17 protein-coding genes are annotated in these 19,204 nt (G+C 50.4%); 6 read left to right on the top strand and 11 right to left on the bottom strand.

The features are described 5' to 3' along the window. Together KSO86_RS05870 and gluQRS are read right to left on the bottom strand one after the other, a co-directional pair. On the bottom strand, window positions 1-189 hold a 189-nt coding region (locus KSO86_RS05870), incomplete at its 3' end, for a hypothetical protein (protein ID WP_216431944.1). A 49-nt stretch (window positions 190-238) separates the two neighbouring features. Further along, complete coding sequence (gene gluQRS, locus KSO86_RS05865) at window positions 239-1,303, bottom strand: tRNA glutamyl-Q(34) synthetase GluQRS (protein ID WP_216431942.1); 1,065 nt, start codon at window positions 1,301-1,303, stop codon at window positions 239-241. Between the two features lie 57 nt (window positions 1,304-1,360). Between gluQRS and KSO86_RS05860 the strand changes: the two genes are divergently transcribed. Continuing rightward, window positions 1,361-1,876 (top strand): TspO/MBR family protein, encoded by a 516-nt coding sequence (locus tag KSO86_RS05860; RefSeq protein WP_216431935.1) that lies wholly within the window; start codon window positions 1,361-1,363, stop codon window positions 1,874-1,876. A 4-nt stretch (window positions 1,877-1,880) separates the two neighbouring features. Here the strand turns inward: KSO86_RS05860 and KSO86_RS05855 are convergent, their stop codons facing one another. Beyond that, window positions 1,881-2,378, bottom strand: a complete 498-nt coding sequence (locus KSO86_RS05855) for a GNAT family N-acetyltransferase (protein ID WP_216431933.1) — start codon at window positions 2,376-2,378, stop codon at window positions 1,881-1,883. A 14-nt stretch (window positions 2,379-2,392) separates the two neighbouring features. Here KSO86_RS05855 and ybaK point away from each other — a divergent pair, with 14 nt between their 5' ends. Beyond that, window positions 2,393-2,908, top strand: a complete 516-nt coding sequence (gene ybaK / locus KSO86_RS05850) for a Cys-tRNA(Pro) deacylase (RefSeq protein WP_216431932.1) — start codon at window positions 2,393-2,395, stop codon at window positions 2,906-2,908. A gap of 69 nt (window positions 2,909-2,977) precedes the next feature. Here ybaK and KSO86_RS05845 read toward each other — a convergent pair whose 3' ends face one another. Continuing rightward, window positions 2,978-6,268 (bottom strand): ExeM/NucH family extracellular endonuclease, encoded by a 3,291-nt coding sequence (locus KSO86_RS05845; RefSeq protein WP_216431930.1) that lies wholly within the window; start codon window positions 6,266-6,268, stop codon window positions 2,978-2,980. 275 nt (window positions 6,269-6,543) lie between these two features. On the opposite strand from KSO86_RS05845, the gene KSO86_RS05840 reads away from it, so the two are divergent. Next, window positions 6,544-6,966 carry a DUF3806 domain-containing protein gene (locus tag KSO86_RS05840; protein ID WP_216431928.1) on the top strand — a complete coding sequence of 141 codons (423 nt, stop codon included), beginning with the start codon at window positions 6,544-6,546 and terminating at the stop codon, window positions 6,964-6,966. Here KSO86_RS05840 and KSO86_RS05835 read toward each other — a convergent pair. The 5 genes from KSO86_RS05835 to dnaK all read right to left on the bottom strand — a co-directional run bounded on the left by KSO86_RS05835 (window position 6,923) and on the right by dnaK (window position 11,802). Then, entirely contained in the window at window positions 6,923-7,483 is a 561-nt protein-coding gene (locus KSO86_RS05835; RefSeq protein WP_216431926.1) for an NUDIX hydrolase, read from the bottom strand. The genes KSO86_RS05840 and KSO86_RS05835 overlap by 44 nt on opposite strands. Beyond that, complete coding sequence (locus KSO86_RS08690) at window positions 7,480-8,154, bottom strand: heat shock protein transcriptional repressor HspR (protein WP_216431924.1); 675 nt, start codon at window positions 8,152-8,154, stop codon at window positions 7,480-7,482. The genes KSO86_RS05835 and KSO86_RS08690 overlap by 4 nt, the downstream gene beginning before the upstream one ends. A gap of 57 nt (window positions 8,155-8,211) precedes the next feature. Beyond that, complete coding sequence (locus KSO86_RS05825; RefSeq protein WP_216431922.1) at window positions 8,212-9,210, bottom strand: DnaJ C-terminal domain-containing protein; 999 nt, start codon at window positions 9,208-9,210, stop codon at window positions 8,212-8,214. Window positions 9,211-9,255: 45 nt separating this feature from the next. Next, window positions 9,256-9,876 (bottom strand): nucleotide exchange factor GrpE, encoded by a 621-nt coding sequence (grpE, locus tag KSO86_RS05820; RefSeq protein ID WP_216431921.1) that lies wholly within the window; start codon window positions 9,874-9,876, stop codon window positions 9,256-9,258. Window positions 9,877-9,951: 75 nt separating this feature from the next. Then, window positions 9,952-11,802 carry a molecular chaperone DnaK gene (dnaK, locus tag KSO86_RS05815; protein WP_216378719.1) on the bottom strand — a complete coding sequence of 617 codons (1,851 nt, stop codon included), beginning with the start codon at window positions 11,800-11,802 and terminating at the stop codon, window positions 9,952-9,954. 320 nt (window positions 11,803-12,122) lie between these two features. Between dnaK and KSO86_RS05810 the strand changes: the two genes are divergently transcribed. Then, window positions 12,123-14,219, top strand: a complete 2,097-nt coding sequence (locus KSO86_RS05810) for a prolyl oligopeptidase family serine peptidase (protein WP_216378717.1) — start codon at window positions 12,123-12,125, stop codon at window positions 14,217-14,219. Between the two features lie 151 nt (window positions 14,220-14,370). Here KSO86_RS05810 and KSO86_RS05805 read toward each other — a convergent pair whose 3' ends face one another. Continuing rightward, window positions 14,371-14,802 (bottom strand): cupin domain-containing protein, encoded by a 432-nt coding sequence (locus KSO86_RS05805; RefSeq protein WP_216378715.1) that lies wholly within the window; start codon window positions 14,800-14,802, stop codon window positions 14,371-14,373. A gap of 85 nt (window positions 14,803-14,887) precedes the next feature. Continuing rightward, a complete protein-coding gene (locus KSO86_RS05800) occupies window positions 14,888-16,204 on the bottom strand; it encodes an MFS transporter (RefSeq protein ID WP_216378713.1) in 1,317 nt (438 codons plus the stop codon). A gap of 77 nt (window positions 16,205-16,281) precedes the next feature. Here KSO86_RS05800 and KSO86_RS05795 point away from each other — a divergent pair, with 77 nt between their 5' ends. Further along, entirely contained in the window at window positions 16,282-17,607 is a 1,326-nt protein-coding gene (locus KSO86_RS05795) for a DUF4921 family protein (protein WP_216378711.1), read from the top strand. A gap of 303 nt (window positions 17,608-17,910) precedes the next feature. Then, a complete protein-coding gene (locus tag KSO86_RS05790; RefSeq protein ID WP_216378710.1) occupies window positions 17,911-19,203 on the top strand; it encodes an ABC transporter substrate-binding protein in 1,293 nt (430 codons plus the stop codon). Window position 19,204: the final 1 nt, after the last annotated feature.

The raw sequence follows: 19,204 nt of genomic DNA, 5'->3' as shown, positions 1-19,204 counted from the left end.
CTCAGAACCGAGCGGAAGGGACAGCCGGCGCTTGGGCGGCGTAGGAGAGTCTGCCGGCAGCTCAGAACCGAGCGGAAGGGACAGCCGGCGCTTGGGCGGCGTAGGAGAGTCTGCCGGCAGCTCAGAACCGAGCGGAAGGGACAGCCGGCTGAGAGTGCGAAAGAAAGTCGGTGAAGAGAGGCGAAACAAGCCGGCATGGTAGCCTAGCCCACCATTCCTGAACAAAGACCTTGGCTATTTAGTCAGTAAACCAAACAGCCGGACCAGCGGCTAGCAATTCTACATCTACCCGCCATGGTTCACGCGGCAAAACCGCCGGATCAAAGACGTCCAGAAAGGTTGCCGTATCGCGGATGCCGGACCGTTTCCGTGCCATATCCGCACCACTATCAGCACCAGCACCACCTGTGCCGCCATCAGCTGCACTAACGCCACCTGCACTAGCACAACCAGCTTTTCCCATATATAACGAGCTAGCCAGTAATTCAACAATATCTGCAGTCGACCAGCCCAACTCGGCCAGCTGACGCAGAGTAACTGCCCCATCACGTTTAGCCAGCCGGGCGCCAGCCTGGTTAAGAACAAGTGGCATGTGAGCATAAACCGGATTTGGATACCCCAGCAAATCCTGTAAGTGCATTTGCCGAGGCGTGGACGGTAGCAGGTCATCCCCGCGCACTAACTGAGTCACATTGTATTCGGCATCGTCCACAACCGAGACGAAATTGTAGGAGAAAACCCCGTCCCCACGCCGAATAACAAGGTCGTCAATTGCTCCGCAGTAGTGCCCCAACTGCTGATCGATGAGCTCCCCGGTCAGCGCATCCGTTCGCAAGCGCAACGCCGGCTCGCGGTTGGTTCCGCGCAGTTTTTCCCGGCCTGCCTCGCGTTCCGACTCGGTAAGATCACGACATGTGCCGGGATAGGATCCGGGTGGCCGGTGTGGCGCAGAGGCAACTGATGCCAGTTCTTTTCGGGTGCAGTAGCATTCGTACAAACGCCCTGATTTCAGCAACGAAGCAAATATTTCTTCATACCTATCGATGCGCTGGCTCTGATAGAGTTCCGGCCCGTCCCAGTCGATGCCGAGAGTGGCTAGGTCTTCAAGTTGCCGTAGGCAGTATTCCGGGCGGGATCGTTCATCGAGATCTTCGACCCGCATATGAAACCCGCGCCCGGTTGAGCGTGCACACGCCCATGCCAGCAACGCAGTCCGTAGATTCCCTATGTGGAAGTCACCGGTTGGTGACGGCGCAAATCTGCCATTGCCTAGAATCGGTTGCTTGGTATTCTTCTCGTTCATTATCTGCTCACAGCTAAAATATCGGTATAACCCTATTATAGGGACAAGACTAGATGCATGAGTTTGCTAAGAAATATTGTTAAAACGACAGTTGCTACTGGATTAGCTGCCGGTATTGCTTCGTATGCTACTAACACTGATACGTTGTGGAACAAGATGCAGGTCAAGCCATCATGGCAGCCACCGGAGATCGCCTTCCCGATTGCGTGGTCAGTATTGTATACGTCGATCGCGGGCGCTTCAGCGGCGGTGTTGACGAAACTTGATCGTAAGGCCGCCGAGGCAGCTGATGATCCGGACGAGTTAGCGAGGATTGCGGCGGAGCGCCAGAAGTTCAAGCGCGCGTTAGGAACGAATTTAGTTCTTAATGCGACCTGGAGCGCGCTCTACTGGAATGTCCGCAACAATTGGCTTTCGGCTGGCGAGGTGGCGGCGTTGGCGGCGTCGTCGTCGTATTTGGCGTATCGTGCGGGGAAAGTAAGCCCTGCTGCTGGTATCGCACTCCTTCCGTACGCTGGCTGGACTGCGTTCGCGACGGCGCTTAATGTGAAGATCGCTTACTTGAACAGCTGAACGGTTATCGTATAAATGCTGAGTATGCGCTTGGTTGTGGCGCGGTCGGCAGAAGATCGATAGCGACGTCGGTTGCGTCGTCGTCGTTTTCGATGCGGGTGAACCCGTTATTTTCGTAGAAACCGGTGCTACTCGCGACGGCACGGGGCGCGTATGCGTATGCGGGCATGTCGCCGATGGCGGCGTTGAGTAGTTTTGTTCCGTAGTGACGACGACGAACATCAGCGCGCACGCCGAACCAGGTGACGGCGAGCATTCGGTTGTGTCCGACGCCGAGCGAGTCGGTCCGAATGTAGCCGGCGATGGTGTTGTTGAGGTCGGCAAGCCAGATGCTTGTGCTTTGCGGGTTGGTGAGAATGCGGACAAGTTCGTCATACTCGGCGGCGGCGTCGAACGGAAATTCGGGGAATTCTTTGGCAAAAATGACGGCTCGGAGTTGATGGATTGCGTCGGCGTCGACACGCGCGGCGGGGCGTAGATAGAAACGGTCACGATTATTCATGCTTTTATTGTGTCATGGCTGGTAAGAAGAAATCAGGACAACACAAGGCGGGCCATGCGGGAACTCCGGCACTGATGGTGCTGGAAGATGCGCAGGTGCAGTTCACTTTGTACGAGTATGAGCATTCGGAGCAGATGGAACATGGTTATGCTCGCGATACGGCGGAGATTCTGGGTTGTGATCCAGATGCCGTTTTTAAGACTTTGATGGTGGAGTCGGGGCGCGATATTTTTGTGGCGATTGTGCCGGCTAGCGCGCGGCTTCATTTGAAGTCGGTGGCGAAGGCAGCGGGCGTGAAGTCGGTTGCGATGATGGATCCACGCGAGGCGGAGAAGGTCACTGGCTATGTTACTGGCGGTATTTCGCCACTGGGGCAGAAGCGTCAGTTCCCGATCTTTTTGGATGAGTCTGCGCTGATGGCGGACGAGATTCTGGTTTCTGGCGGTAAGCGCAGCTTGTCGGTTGGTATTGCACCGGCGGATTTTATTGCGGTGTCTGGTGCTAAGGTTGCCGATATTGCCGAATGGTAAGTGCTTGTTGATGTAAGTGAGGGTCCTAGCGTTGTGCTAGGACCCTCACTTATCTACTGGGTATGAGCGTTATGCGTTTCGACGACGGGCGACGATTGCTCCGCCTGCGATCATTGCGATAACTGCTAGGCCAGCCAAACCGGAGGTTTCAATACCGGTCTTTGCTAGTCCTGACTTGCCAGAGTTACTGTCTTTCTTGCCGCTGTCCTTCTTGTCCTGACCAGGCTGGTCTGGAACTGGAGTTGGATCTTGTGGTGCTGGCGTAGCTGGGGTCAGTTCGGTCCATGGAACGGAGCACTTGAGCTCTTCACGCGTTGGCGCAGTCCACGACCATTCAGTCTGTGCACCTTCAGCCAGCTTGAAACCGTCCTTAACCGTTGCTACAACCTTCACTGTCTTGCCGTATGGATACTCAAACTTGTTAGCATTTCCGTCAACAGGCTTGAGCTGCTTACCATCAACGGTCACCTGGTAGGTCACGCCCTCAATAGGTTCGATGGTGACAAATGGAGCGATCTTGCAGGCTGCCGGGTCAGAAGCTTGCGGGTTAACTACCGAAGCCTTTGGCGTAACGACAGTTGCCTCTGGCTGCGGCTGAGGCTCCGGTTCCGGGTCTACTGGAGTAGCTGGGGTCAGCTCGGTCCACGGCACGGAATCTCGAGTCTCAATGGCAACCTTGATTGGATCATGATCAGATGAACGGTATGGCGAATCAGCATCGAACAGGTTTTCATAGTTCACGTTGTAATTCCAGCGCGCATATTCGAATGCGACTGGTTCCATTGCGTTCACGTTCCACACGTCGGCCGCCTTAACCATCTTCATAGCTGCTGCGTTTCCGAGAGCATGGTCAAGAGAGCCGACTACTCCGCCAAATTGGTAGGAGTGGTTCTTGACGCCCATCTTCTCAGCGATTGAGGTGTAACCGAACTTTGTTTCCAGCGTGGTCAGCGGATCTTCGTGGGAGTAAGAATTCAGATCACCAATAACAAATACTGGATCGTTGGCAAAGTTGTCTTTCACCCAGTTCGCCATTTCGGTGACTTGTCGGACACGCATCTGGTTGTTGTTACCTTGGTATTGGTCAGTGTCGGTGTCATCTTTCAGGCTACCTTTTGACTTCAAGTGGTTAATGACGACGACGAACGGCTTACCCTCATCCTTGCCATCCTTGATTGCTTGGAACTTCTGTGCTAATGGCTGACGAGCATACTTCCATTCTTTTCCGTCATGCAACACCTGTGATTCACCAACTGGCTTGATGGCGTCTTTTTGGTAAATGAATGCAAGCCGGATGACATCTTGGTTCTCCAGCGATGGAAGCATATCTTGTGCTGGCGACTTAACGAATGCCCATTTCTCAGTTTTTGCATCTGCATTGAGGGCGTCTACCAGGTTACCTATTGCTTCGTCTCGGTCTTTATCGAACTTCACCGAATTTTCGATTTCTTCCAATCCAACGACGGTCGAATCAAGCTCGTTGATCGCTTTAACAATCTTGGACTGTTGCATCTCGAAGGCTTGGCGAGAATGCGCTCCGCGTTGGTCACATTTCTTAGTCGTAAGCAGTGTGCCGTCCTTGGCGGCATAACCATCACACTTTTTGGTCTCTTCGCCGAGCTTGGTGAAGTAATTTAATACATTAAACGATGTAATAGTTACGTTGCCTTCTTTAAATTGCGGAGCTTTCGCCCGCGTTGAGGTGAATTTAACCCAGTTCGTCCATTCTTTGTTGGCTTGATCTTTGATGTCAGTCAACGGCTTGGTTGGCTGTAGATTCCATCGATTTTCATAAACTGCCTTATTGTCCTTAAATCCAGTTCTGTTACCTCGATAATCAAGAATCATTGCCTGTGGCAAAGTAATCACAGTTCCAACACGCAACGGATTATTAACGTCAAGATATGGCACCGGATACTGGTAATTCGGCCATGACTTGCCCTTATTGCCCGTGTCAGTGTAGTCCAGGGAGGCACCATCATCGAGTGCGATACGCTCGCGTTCGATCTTTTCGGCTAATCCTGGCCACTGGTTTTTATCTGCGGTCACATCTGATGGAATGCGGAAGGGTTCTTTACCTGGTGCCAAATCTAGGCGTCCATGACGATTAGTTAGGTAGTTTGCGGAAATTGTGTACTCGCCAGTAACTTTGACAAGCATACCCTCCAGTTTTTCACGGTCAGCTTCCGCATCAGGAATACGATCTAAGACTACTGGCTCAGGGGCGACAACATTACTTTCTTTCGCAAGTTTTGTTACCGATGCCGACTGATTTTCAGTATTCTTTTTACCCTTATATACGCTGACTTGGGTTAGACCAAAATGCTCAGTTGCTGTTCCGGTGACTTGAAGGTAGTCACCTATACCAATATTGTCTGTCTTCTTGCCATTTTTATCGACTAGTTTGGAAAAGCTACCGACATAGACGAAGATTCCATCGGAAGCAGTACGAGCACCTGTAGCAACATTCGTTCCGGTACCTGGAGTCTGCATATAGAAGCCTTGGAAGCCACCATATGGGTATACTGCGGTCACGATACCAGTTGTGGTAACAGTTTGACCAGCTAATGGAGTCTCATTTCCATTGCCTTGGATTTCCGCAATCGTTACCTGCTTATGCGGAGTAGCTGGATCCGTCGGATTTGCCGAATCGGTATTATCTGGCTGGGTATTGTCGGGCTGTTGCTCGTCAGTTCCTGGTGCATCTGGGATATTCGGAACTTCACCTGCATTTTTTGAATTCATTGGGGTTGCAGGTTTGATCGAAAAATCAGCGCTATTGTTATCTGTATCAACGCCATCCGTATTTCGCTGAAACGACGCCTCTCCCTTTGCTACCTCTGTGATGGCTTGACCTTCACCTATTCCTGAAGTTCCCCATCCAACAAGGTCTACCGCAGAGTCACCAATGGTAAGTTTTTTGGGAACATTTCCCTTGGTAAACAAGCCAATAGTAGCACCTGCATTTTTAGAGCTCAGATTAAAGCTTCCTTCAGTAAAATCCGCCTTAAGTTCTGTAGTTGGGCTTCCCTCAGATGCTGTAACAAGATAATAGCCATTTGGCGCAATCACTCCGTGCAAGTGAGTTTGACCGCCTGCCTTATTTCCGCTGGACGCATATCCCTGCAAAACATAAGAGCTTAAGTCTATCGGGGCACTAGTTGCGTTATAGAGTTCAACAAAATCACGGTAATATCCCTTTGACTTTGTCCCATCAACATAAACTTCATTAATTACAAGATGCCCGGCTCCCTGAGTCTCGACCGCCTCTGCTGCCACAGCCGGCTGCACTGCCGCTGGGAGTGCGAGAAGCGATGCAGTGAATACAGCCGCTATCTTCATCGAACGCGAAAGTTTCATTTCTTTGCTTTCTTAGCTTTCTTTCCGCGGTAGTTAGCCCAGCTGTGCCAACTACCCTGAATTTATTACTCTTTCAAATTACCAAGTTTCACTCTCAGCAGACGGAGGAATCTCAAAACATAGGACTAAAACTGAAGACATAAACCGCTAAACGACATTAAAATACATCAAAATAAGCAGAATTATTGAATGTGTTTCACAACACTCTAAAGTTTCATTAATTGAGCTACGAACTATATTTTCTCAATGTGTGACTACAAATTAAACTATAAAGTATGACGAGTTTACATGTACGCCAACTATCCGAATCTGAAATCAACCAAATAACTACAAACGTTGATATAGCAACAAACCGGAACTTAATTGAATCGGTTGAATGTATCGACTTAGCAGCCCAAACTTTACGCCAATCCCAACCTGCAGACCTCAAATCGCAACTCCAAGTTCTCGGAGCGGCGCTCGGAGTAATTATTTCTACCCAGACTCAGATGCAATGGGCAGCAGTTACTGACGGAATTGAATCAGCAATTGTTCTGATTGGAACCGTTGGTGAGAATACCGTGGTTGTCTACCCATTCGACGTCGTCGAAAGACGATGGAATCTCGATGAATCGAAGGTGTTCACGCAGTACGTCAACGATGTGCTCGACTCAATTAGAGCGAGCCAAAACGCTGCGGAATCTCCAGAATCCGAGTAACATCCCACGGCTCATTAAAACCAGTCTTTACCAGTAACCGATCAATAATTTGAGCGGTGAATCCCCAGATCATGAGTTCCCCGACAGCGAAACCTGGGCCAGTGCGTTCAGCACGTTGCCAGGTTCCACGATTTAGAGGACTAGCAAGGTCAGTCAGACTTACCCAGTGAGCACTTGCTACTTCATTAGTGCTGAGCTTTAACGGGTACGGATCCGATTCAGTTGAATCGTACGTGAGACGGCCGATAACCGGGACGACGACGTGACCCGTTCGGGGAGCAACCGTCTTCTGCATCGTCCCTAATACGTCAACGTATTGAGGGTCTATTCCTACTTCCTCCCACGTTTCTCGCAAGGCTGTTTCTTCTGCCGTCTCTCGACCGTCACGACCGCCACCCGGCAAACTTATCTGCCCAGCGTGGGTTCGCATTTTTGGGGCACGCACGGTAACCAAAAGAGATGGATTGTCACCGGGACCGCTCAGTAAGGCCAGCACCGCCGCGTTAAACGGGGTCACGGCAGAATCTCGTTAATGTCGAGAATTCCAGTAGCATCTATTGTTTTATTCTCGGATTCGCGACGCGAAGTAACAAGGTTTGGTTGTCGATGGCTGAGCCGCTCTAACATATGTTGCTCGAGTAGTTCCATGAGCCAGTCTAATTGTTGCGGGCTGGGAACAACTGCGCTTGATTGGTTGTGAATATCAGAGCTCGTTGCAGTTTGTGAACTGCGGTTTCGTTCGTCTTCCCGAACAGCGCGCAGGGTACGACGCAGAGATTCAATTGATCCAGATGCCTCGACTTTTCCGGAAGAATTAACAGCTATGACACGCTCTTTGCGTTCGCGTTGATTACGCATATGTTCTTGCATTGCCACATGTTCATTGCGTAAATCGATAAGTTGCTGTTCAATAACGGATTTCGCTCGAGACATTTTTGCGAGTTCGTCACGCAACTCAAATATTCGAGCAATACCAGCTAGGTTAATGCCTTCTTCTTGGGAAAGACGTTGTATCTCTGTTAACCGATCTACATCATGTAGCGAATACCGGCGTCCGCCTCCGCGCGTTCTTTTGGCAACAACAAGTCCTAACCGATCGTACTGTCTTACTGTCTGAGCATGCATTCCTGCTAATTCAGCAGCTACCGATACTGTAAAAATCGGAGCACTATTGGAAACTTTCGACATTGTGCCACCTCCTTTATTGAATGTTACCCGCCGGGCGTACCGACGGGTAACTAGACATTAAACATGCGCCATCTTATCGAATTCAGCACGCGGATCAGCATTACCCATTTCACGGCGATACTGCTCGATTGCCTGGCGCGCAGATTCTGGAATATCCTCTGGCACTACGATACTCAGGTGAACATACATGTCTCCGGTAGAGCCATTTGCTCCCTTCAGACCTTTGCCACGAACTCGCATCTTTTTTCCAGATGAGGAGCCCGCTGGGATTTTAACTTTGACCGAGTCGCCATCGAGAACTGGAACGTCGATCACGGCTCCAAGAACTGCTTCGTCGAATCCAATCGGAACATTGACATGAACATCATGCCCGCGCAATTCATACACCGGATGTTTTTCGACGGTTACCGTGACGAGTAAATCACCGTTTTCTCCACCGTTACTTCCGGGATTCCCCTTGCCTTTTAACCGAACTTTCTGCCCGGTTGCCACGCCTTTAGGAATCTTTGCAGTGACTGGCTTGCCATTGACGTTAAGCGTGATCGTAGCACCGTCAACTGCTTGCCGGAAGGTCATTGTGGCGGAGGCTTTCACGTCACTTCCACGTGATGGCCGGCGACCGAAGCCACCAAATCCACTAAAGCCGCCTTGGCCTTGTGGCTGCGGGGCACCTTGCCCGAACATATTCTTCAGTATGTCATCTAGTCCGGAAGTGTCCCCCATGGAACTGTATTGTGCACGGCTTGGACCGCCCTGGTTGAAAACTCCAGAGAAAATGTCTTCAAAACCGCCGTTACCACCTGGTGTGAAGCGGGCACCGCCAGACATCGAACGGATTGCATCGTATTGCTTACGTTCTTGTTCATCTTTCAGAACACCATAAGCTTCCGAAATGTCTTTGAATTTTGCTTCGGCAGCAGTATCTCCAGGGTTACGATCCGGATGATATTTACGCGCTAGTTTACGGTAAGCGCTTTTAATTTCTTCCACCGATGCGTTCTTTGACACCCCAAGGGATGCATAGAAGTCTTTGTTCATCCAATCTTGACTTGCCACAATCTTCACCTCCTAAATTGTTAAGTCCCTTGTTAAATATATTTTTCACTCAGGCTTGATTACTCCGACTCGCGCGGGACGAATAACGCGATCGCCAATCTTGTAACCTGGCTGAATAAGTTGAGCAACTTGTTCCTCAGAAACTTCAGAAGATGTTGTTGCCATAAGAGCTTCATGAAGGTTTGGATCGAAAATGTCACCTTCTGAACCGAAGCGTTCCAGCTTCACGTTGGTGCGTAAGGTAGCTTCAAGCTTCTCCATAATCGCACCTGTTGGACCTTCAAGATCGTCATGTTGGCGAGCCAGCGCAATATCATCAAGGACCGGCAGTAAAAGATCGATTACTTTGTTGATTCCAGATTCATACTGCACAAGTCCGTCGGCCTTAGACCGCTTCACATAGCCGTTGTATTCCTGACGTAGGTTGTACAAATCTGCGTTACGACGTGCCAGCTGCTCCTCTAGTTCAGCAACTTTTAACAAAGCTTGATCAGTTTCTGAAATCTCTGGCTCACCATCATCGACAGAGCTTGCTCCAGTCTCCGATTCCTTCGCAGCCTCTGGATCTACCGGCGCAGTATCAGCATGCTGATTGGCTTCTACCGGCTTTTCTGGTTCCGGATTATTTTCTGGCTCTGGGGTGGTGTTCATTGGTTCATCTACCATGATCTTTCCTCTCTCTCAACGCTAAATGTGACAGCCGGGGGCCGCGGAAATACTCGCGGCCCCCGGACTTAGTTATCACTTCGAGTCGTTATCATCTACGATCTCAGCGTCAATAACATCGTCATCAGCCTGTGGTGCCTGACCTTCGCCAGCACCAGCAGCTTGCTCTGCTTGGGCCTTAGCGTAGAGAGCTTCACCGATCTTTTGCGCCTTGGTGTTGAGCTCTTCAGACGCAGTCTTAATCGCGTCAACGTCTTCGCCCTTAAGTGCTTCATTCAAAGAGTCAACCGCCGCGCGAACCTCAGTTGTAATCGAATCGTCAAGCTTGTCCTCGTTGTCCTTCAGGACGGACTCGATGCTGTAAACCTGTTGTTCTGCAGTGTTACGGACGTCCGCTTCTTCCTTACGCTTAGCATCTTCTGCAGCATGCTCTTCAGCTTCCTTGACCATTCGGTCAATATCTTCCTTAGAGAGTGCAGATCCGCCAGTGATAGTAACGGACTGTTCCTTGCCAGTGCCAAGATCCTTCGCAGAGACGTGGACAATACCGTTGGCATCGATATCGAAAGTAACATCGATCTGTGGACGACCACGTGGAGCTGGAGCAATTCCACCTAATTCGAAGGTACCGAGGAGCTTGTTGTCCCGTGCGAACGGGCGCTCACCTTGGTAGACCTGAATAAGAACGGAAGGCTGGTTATCTTCCGCTGTGGAGAATACCTGCGAACTCTTGGTTGGAATAGCCGTGTTGCGCTCAATCATTGTTGCCATGCGACCACCAAGGGTCTCAATGCCGAGGGACAATGGCGTAACGTCAATAAGGAGAACGTCTGTACGATCACCGGAAAGCACGCCGGCCTGGAGAGCTGCACCAACGGCTACGACCTCATCTGGGTTAACACCCTTGTTTGGTTCCTTACCACCAGTAAGCTCCTTGACCACTTCGGTCACAGCTGGCATACGGGTTGAACCGCCAACGAGTACTACGTGGTCAATTTCAGAGATCTTGACATCCGCGTCCTCGATAACCTTCTTAAATGGCGACTTAGTGCGCTCAAGAAGGTCCTTAGTCATTTCCTCGAAAGCAGCACGGGTTAGGCGCTCATCGAGGTGAAGCGGTCCGTTCTCAGACATGGACAAGTACTGCAAGTTAATGTTCGTTGAGGTTGCCGAAGAAAGTTCCTTCTTCGCCTGTTCAGCAGCTTCTTTCAGGCGCTGCAAAGCAACCTTATCCTTAGATAGATCAACACCGTGGTTGTTCTTCACCTGGGTAACGAGCCAATCAATGATGCGCTGATCCCAATCGTCACCGCCGAGCTTGTTATCACCAGAGGTTGCCCGAACCTGAATAGTTGAGAAACCGTCTTCATCCTTACCAACTTCGAGGAGCGAAACATCGAACGTACCGCCACCCAAGTCGAATACGAGGATGAGTTCATCTTCCTTGCCCTTTTCCAAACCATAAGCAAGAGCTGCCGCGGTTGGTTCGTTAACAATTCGCTGAACATTTAAACCAGCAATCTGGCCAGCATCCTTTGTTGCTTGACGCTGAGCGTCGTTGAAGTACGCCGGAACAGTGATGACTGCATCAGTTACGGTGTCACCGAGATATGCCTCAGCGTCTTTCTTCAACTTCTGCAGAATAAATGCGGAAATTTGCTGTGGAGTGTACTTCTTGTCATCGATGTCCACAGTCCAGTCCTCACCCATGTGACGCTTCACAGAGGAAATGGTTCGCTCAACGTTGTTTACTGCCTGACGCTTTGCGATTTCGCCGACCAGAACTTCACCCGTCTTAGAAAATCCGACGACGGACGGTGTGGTGCGCATACCTTCAGCATTAGCAATAACTGTTGGTTCGCCACCTTCCAGAACGGTAACTACTGAGTTTGTGGTTCCCAAGTCAATACCAACTGCACGTGCCATGGAATTGCCTCCTTCTATGTGGCGCTTTGCGCCGTTAAAACTTCTACCTCTCAAGTGTGCACTAGTTTTGAACTTATGTCCAGTCCACTAATTCATTCTTGAGTCCATCTAGCTCAACTTGCTCTTCCCTCATTTTATTCCCCGCTATAATTTTTCGTAAGATTTACGCCGTCGTCGAGCGAGTTTTTGCCGAGCATGAGTACCGACGGCGGAGCCATACACATTGGCGAATGCCACAAATCATTGGTTCAACCAAGGTGACCTGAAAGTATGTGGGAGGCGACAGGTAGAATCACAATATCCAACGAGGGAGGAAACAGATGGCAAGCCACCTAGACCTAGAAGACACTGATCCGTATATGCATCTAGAGAACCTCTCAGATGAAAATATGGCCTGGGCTAACAATCTTTCAGACCAAACTCTTTCACGATTTGGTGGCGCTGGATTTATCGAGCGCCAACAACAACTAGATGAGATTTTGTCAGCGAAAGATCACCTTGTAGTCGCCAGTAAGCGTGGCGACTACGCATACAATTTTTATATTGACGGTGATCACCCTCGTGGGTTGTGGCGCCGAACTTCGTTCGATTCTTATATTGCTTATGTTTCCCCTGAGACAGAACCTGACTGGGAGATTTTGCTCGACATAGACGCCTTATGTGAAGAAGAAAATACATCCTGGGTTTTTGGCGGGGCGCAACTTCTTTTCCCTACCTACGATCGTGCTCTCATTTCCTTGCACCCTGGCGGCTCCGACACCAACGTGGTTCGCGAATTCGATTTGCCAAGTAAAACATTTGTCGCTGAAGACCACGCCTTTATTAAGCCTAATTCGAAGGGCTCTATGAGCTGGGTTGATCGAGATACGGTTGTGATTAGTGCTGATTTTGGCCCTAACAGTCTTACCGCATCTGGCTATCCACTTTCGGTCCGGCTATGGTCTCGCGGGCAGAAGCTAGCACAAGCACCCGAATTTATTCGTGGTGAATATGACGACGTGATCGTGGGAGCTTACTATGATCACACACCTGGCTATGAGAAGCTTGTGGCACGTCGAGCAACAGATTTCCGAACTGACCGCTTATGGGATGTTGATATTGATTCTGTTCGACAAGAAGAGACACAGCCATTACTGCGAGAGTTCAACTTGCCTGGATCGGCAATAGTAAGCACATTGCGGGATTGGACCATAGCCGAACTACGCTATCCGTGGGAGCTCGATGGAATCACCTATTCAGCTGGTTCTCTCCTTGCTATTCCAAACTCCGCTGCGCTTAGTATCCCAACGAGTAATGACATAACAGTTCTCTATCAGCCATCTGAGTCGTCCTCGCTTTTGTCTATAGCTCCGGTAGCTAGTGGCCTTGTTTTCACCAGTCTCGATAATGTTGTGCAACGATTCTGGTTCGCGTCTTGCACAGATAACAGCTGGAACGTGATTGAACTTCACCCAGACATTCCACAGTACTCAACAGTCAGTATCGTAGCTGTCGATTCACAAACATCTGATGACGTCTGGGTTACCGCATCTGGATTCTTAGAACCAACAACGCTCTTCCACGGGACAGTCACCGAGCACGGGCTTTCACTAACTCGGCTACGCCAAGCACCACACCGCTTTAACAACGCGGGTCTCATCGTTGCACAACGATGGGCTACCTCCGATGACGGCACTAAAATTCCATACTTCGTTGTTGGTCCCCAAAAAGCGGTAGAAGGCAAGCAACCAACTCGTACTTTGCTTGATGGATACGGCGGGTTTGAGGTTTCTCGGTTGCCGTCGTATACCTCTACCTATGGCAAAATGTGGCTAGAAAAAGGCTATGTTTATGCTTTGTCTAATATTCGCGGTGGCGGTGAATTCGGTCCACGCTGGCATCAGGCTGCGTTGCGAGAAAACCGGCATAAAGCTTATGAGGATCACGCAGCTGTTGCTACAGACTTAGTTCAAGCTGGGATTACTACAGTTCCGCAACTGGCAGCTACTGGTGGCTCCAACGGCGGCATGTTGATGGGAAATATGTACACCACATACCCGGAACGCTTCGGAGCAATTGTTTGCCGTGTACCACTGCTGGACATGAAGCGTTTTTCGCATCTCCTGGCAGGTGCCTCATGGATGGAAGAATACGGAAATCCAGATACGTCCGATTGGGATTATCTCAAGGCATACTCGCCTTATCACAACGTCCGAAGTGGCCCGTATCCGCCTATTCTTATTACAACATCAACCCGTGATGATCGAGTTCATCCAGGCCACGCCCGTAAGTTCTACCAGAAACTTCACGATGCCGGATTCGAGGCCTACTATCACGAAAATACTGAAGGTGGTCATGCTGGAGCGGCTGATATCAAGCAAACAGCGCTCGTCATGGCACTGATTTTTTCGTATCTCGATTCTGTGCTCGCCGAATAGTTCTGCCAGTGCCAAGTAATCCCGCGAACACCAGATAACTTCGCACACGCAAGATAACTTCACGAGTGACGTATATCTGACCCGCAAGCTACCACAGACAAAAAGAGGCTGAGGTTAGATCTTTATCTAACCTCAGCCTCTAACTGACTACTCAGTCCTCGTTCGGATCTGCTTCGGCGTCAGCCTTGGTCTTGTGGACTGTTCCAGCAACATGGTCTGGGCCAGCATAGATGGTGTACAACTTCAATGGTGTGTCACCAGTATTGGTGACGTTATGCCACATATCTGCCGGCACGAAGATCGCATCGTCATCGCCAACTTCCACTTCGAAATCCAGATTGTCCTCGGCAGGACCCATCTGGCACAAACCCTTTCCAGATTCGATTCGCAAGAACTGCTCAATGCCGTGATGAACTTCCAAACCGATGCATTCGCCAACTGGAATCTCCATAACAGTTAGCTGAAGCTTGCCTCCGGTCCACATCGTTGTGCGGAAGGTCGTATTCTCTAGTGTGGCTTCCTCGATGTTAACAACATATGGAGTCTTACCCTTGTCATCAAACTGGCCAGCATACTCAACCATAGCTAATCCTTTCTAAGATGGCACCGCCACGGTGCCGCAACAACATTTTCTCTTGTTGCTACCAAGCCTAGCCCAGATTTGATATTTAATTCTGCGAATCCAATGCAGTTTCATGATCGGCAGAATCGAAGAAAATCCACGCCAAACCGGCAATGATGAGGACGCTTCCACCAACCACATATGCTGCCACGTAACCGGAATAGTCAATAATGAGCCCAGCAATAATCGGCCCGAGGATAGTGCCAAAATCATTGAATTGCTGGAAAAAAGATACCACTCGACCACCTTGCCGGTCTCCCACCACATCAGCGATTGCTCCCTGCTGCGCCGGCTGGATAAAACCTGCTCCTAATCCACCAAAGAAGCACAGCAACAAAAATGAAACAGTCGAAGCTGAAAAGCCTAGCGCGATCGTAAAAACACCAGATACAAATAAGCCCACAAGGACCACAATTCGCCGACCATAGAAATCCGTCCAGTGCCCAGCACGCAACAAAGAGACAACATTTCCGAGCGCAAAAGCAGTCATCGCTCCACCAGCAAGCCACTGTCCGGCTGGCAACCATGACGGACCCACTGCGATAGTACCTGCCAGTAGCGGAACTACTGCCACGCGCATGCCCATATTTGACCAGCCTTGAACGAAGGTCGTCAACAGCACCAACGGAAAACGCGGGTTTTGGAATGCTTCGTGCACGCTCATAACCGAGCGTTTATCATTGCTACCCGACTTGGCCAATACCGACACCTGTTCTACAGGATTTTCCAGTGGTGGCTGGGCGTCGTCGTGAACTTTTTTCAGCCACATATTTCGCAATTTACGACGGCGATGTCCATCTGCCGGAATCTCATAGGCCACGATCGCGATCGAAATCAGAAGCATGACGGCGTAGATCAAGAACGGCCACCGGTATCCTAGCGGCGCAATCACCGCGCCGAGCGCAGGACCAGCGATATTACCGATCAGATATCCGCCGCCGAATGCAGCTGAGGCTCGACCACGTGCATGGGTTGGCGCCAGCTGAATAATCAATGACATCGCCGCTACTGAGAACATGATCGAGCCGAAACCGCCCATCCCGCGCAACACCAGCAAGTGCCAATATTGCTGAGACACTGAGCTAGCAGCCGAAGACAGCGCAACGATGAAAATTCCTAGGAGGTACATTCGGCGTTCACCGAGCCGGCCAGACAACCGCCCAGCTGCCGGGGCAAAAATGAGCCGGGTAAAAGCGAAGGCAGACACGACCAACGTCGCCAACGTCGTCGAAACCCCGAATTGGATCGCAAAACGCGGTAAAACCGGAGCTACAATTCCATACCCTAAAGAAATAACAACCGAGGCTGCCACTATCACCCAAATTTCGCGCGGCAACCGCACTTTCTCCACTTGTTTACTCACAAAACAAGGTCTATCAGGCACGCATTCAAAAATAAAGCTGTAGCCACGTGCCCTCACACACGTATAGACTTAGGAGCATGGTTGACACGTATTCATTCCCCCCGCCCATCACCAAAATGGCAGATGGCACTATTAAACAAATCAACCCATTTTCTGGCACTGAGGTGTGGACAATTCCAGGACGGGCCAACCGTCCGATCGAAATAACCCACGAAGATGTGCGCCCGATTGACCCGAATCGGCTTGGTCATACGTGTGCTTTTTGTACCCAGCGCATTCTTGAAACACCACCAGAAAAGTCACGTATTGTCCGTAAAGGCAACGACGCCGTGGTGTATCGCGGTACCGACGTCGATATGCTCACTCGCGAGTGGGAGTTTCGGCGAATTCCTAATCTGTTCGAGATTCTTTCGTTCGATTATTGGGCAAAAAACTATGATTATCGCCTACCGGCTGCAGCGCGTGGTCGCTTGGAGGCCTATATGGCAGATCCGGCGGGGCGGTCTCATGTCATGAAAGTGTTGCGGATGAAGTTACGTAACACTCACACCGAGGAAGAGTTCGCGGCGCTGTCGGAACAAGACATTGTTCAACTGGCACATCCGTTGTTTGGCGGTGGACACGATCTGATTGTAGCGCGGCGTCATTTTGTTCCCGATGCCACCGATACCTCTCAGTTAGCTTCGGCAGGCACGCTCACCCCGCAAGAACACGAGTGGTTTATTCGCCTCACTGTTGATGCGATGCAGGACTTGTATAAGCAAAATCGTTATGTTCGCTATGTTCAGGTATTCCAGAACTGGTTGAAGCCGGCGGGTGCGTCGTTCGATCACCTACACAAGCAGCTGGTTGCTATCGATCAGCGTTCTGTTAATGGAAAGCTGGAGGTTGAGCGGGTCCGGCAGAATCCGAATCTGTACAATGAAGCGGCTGTTGATTATGCGGGTTACCATAATTTGGTGTTGGCAGAGAACAAGCATGCGGTTGCTATTGCCGGGTTTGGTCATCGTTACCCAACGCTGGAGGTGTGGTCTAAGTCAGCCGCTTCGCAGCCGTGGGAGCATTCCGACGACGAACGCCGCGCGATGAGTGATCTCATCCACGCCATGCATGCAGCAACTGGTACTTCGGTGCCAACGAATGAAGAATGGCATTGCAAGCCGATCGATGCAGACGTGAATATGCCGTGGAAGGTTCTTATCAAATGGCGGGTTTCCACATTGGCAGGGTTTGAAGGCGGTACGAAGATTTATGTCAACACGATTGATCCGTGGGCATTGCGGGACCGGGTTGTGCCACGCCTCTTGGAGCTTCGCGCTGAGGGAGCAATCGCGCAAAATATTTCGATCGCGTCCGAATGCAGCTTGGAGCCAAATTCACTGAAATACAATCCGAACCTGTGAGACGCTGAATTCTCTAGCTAGTAGTTATTAGCTGCTACGTACCTACCTGACTGTTACTGGGTGTGTCTGCACAAGATTGTGCAGACACACCCAGTTTTCGCTCTATTTAGTCGTTAATTTCGATAAGGCATCTCTGTCGTTTCCGCTTTTCAATGTGTCAGTCGGGTGATAAACTGGACTTACTTTACCGGTTTAGTTGTGATATGGGATACATAAAAATTCATCAAATCTCATATAACAGCTAAAAGGTAATCGGCATTTCAATGAAGAATCGCCACCGAAACACATATAAGGAGAACATCGATGAAGATCCGTTCCGCTTCCATCGGCTTCCTAGCCGCAACTGCACTTCTGCTTAGCGCCTGCACCGGCGGCAGTGCATCCAGCGACTCCAAGGATAACGCTGGGGAAGGCAAAGCAACCGGCGAAATCACGTTCCAGACGTGGTCACTCAAGAATGATAAATTCACCCCGTACTTCGAAAAACTTGTTGCTGACTTCGAGAAAGCTAACCCAGGAGCCAAGGTTAAGTGGATCGACCAGCCAGGCGACGGCTACGAAGACAAGGTCCTCCAGCAAGCCGAATCTGGCGAGCTTCCAGACGTTATCAACCTTCCGCCAGAATATGCTTACGCACTCGCATCCGTGGATCAGCTCATGGATCTAAAGAAAGAATCCAAGGTTATCGACGAATACGTTCCTGGCGGTGTTGAAGCCTACACCTTTGATGGTGTTGAAGGCTCGTTCGGTTTCCCATGGTACCTAGGAACCGAACTTAACTACTGGAACACCGAGCTCCTTCAAAAGGCCGGCGTTTCCGAAGCACCAAAGACCTATAAAGAATTGTGGTCCGTGGCAGAGAAGCTAGGCCAAGACGGCATTCAAACTATTTCTGATCTTCCTAGCCCGAAGGGCCTTCAGATCATGGTTTCGGACGCCGGTAGCAAGCTGGACATTATTAAGGACGGAAAGTTCGCGTTCAATACTCCAGAAGCTGAGGAAATCGTCAACACCTATATTGACCTTTACAAGAAAGGCGCCATCTCCCCAGAAGCTCTCCAAAACGCCGGAACTGCGAACGCAAACGTCAACAACTTCAACAAGGGCACTGCAGCTTGGACCACTGCTGGACCGAACTACATCGATAAGGACGTTGCCGTTAACGCCCCGACTTTGCTGCCAAACATGAAGGTAACAGCTGGCTTTGGCAACCCACCATTGTTCGTTCAGGGTATCTCGGTTGCAAAGAACTCCAAGAACCCGGAGCTTGCTCTTAAGTTTGCTGAGTTCGTTACCAACACCGAGAACCAGATCGAGTTCGTTAAGCTCGCTGTTGGCTTCTTCCCCGGCACAGTTGCAGCAAATGCAGACCCATCAGCCTTCGCTATCGAAGCTGAGCACGAACAGCAGAAGGTTGCCACCGATCTCGCTGCCAAGCAGATGGACAAGGCGAAGATGACCGGCGATCCAAAGTTCACCACCGAAATGGAAACATACGCGAAGCAGCAAATCGCCCTGGCAGTCAAGGGTGAGATTACCGCTAAGGAAGCCCTCGATAAGGCTGTTGAGCATGCTCAGCAGGCTATCGAGAAGTGAT

This window comes from Arcanobacterium phocae (assembly GCF_018913465.1).
GTDB lineage: Bacteria > Actinomycetota > Actinomycetes > Actinomycetales > Actinomycetaceae > Arcanobacterium > Arcanobacterium phocae_A.
Note: the sequence above shows the minus strand (reverse complement) of the source record. Positions and strands in the feature narration are given on the sequence as shown.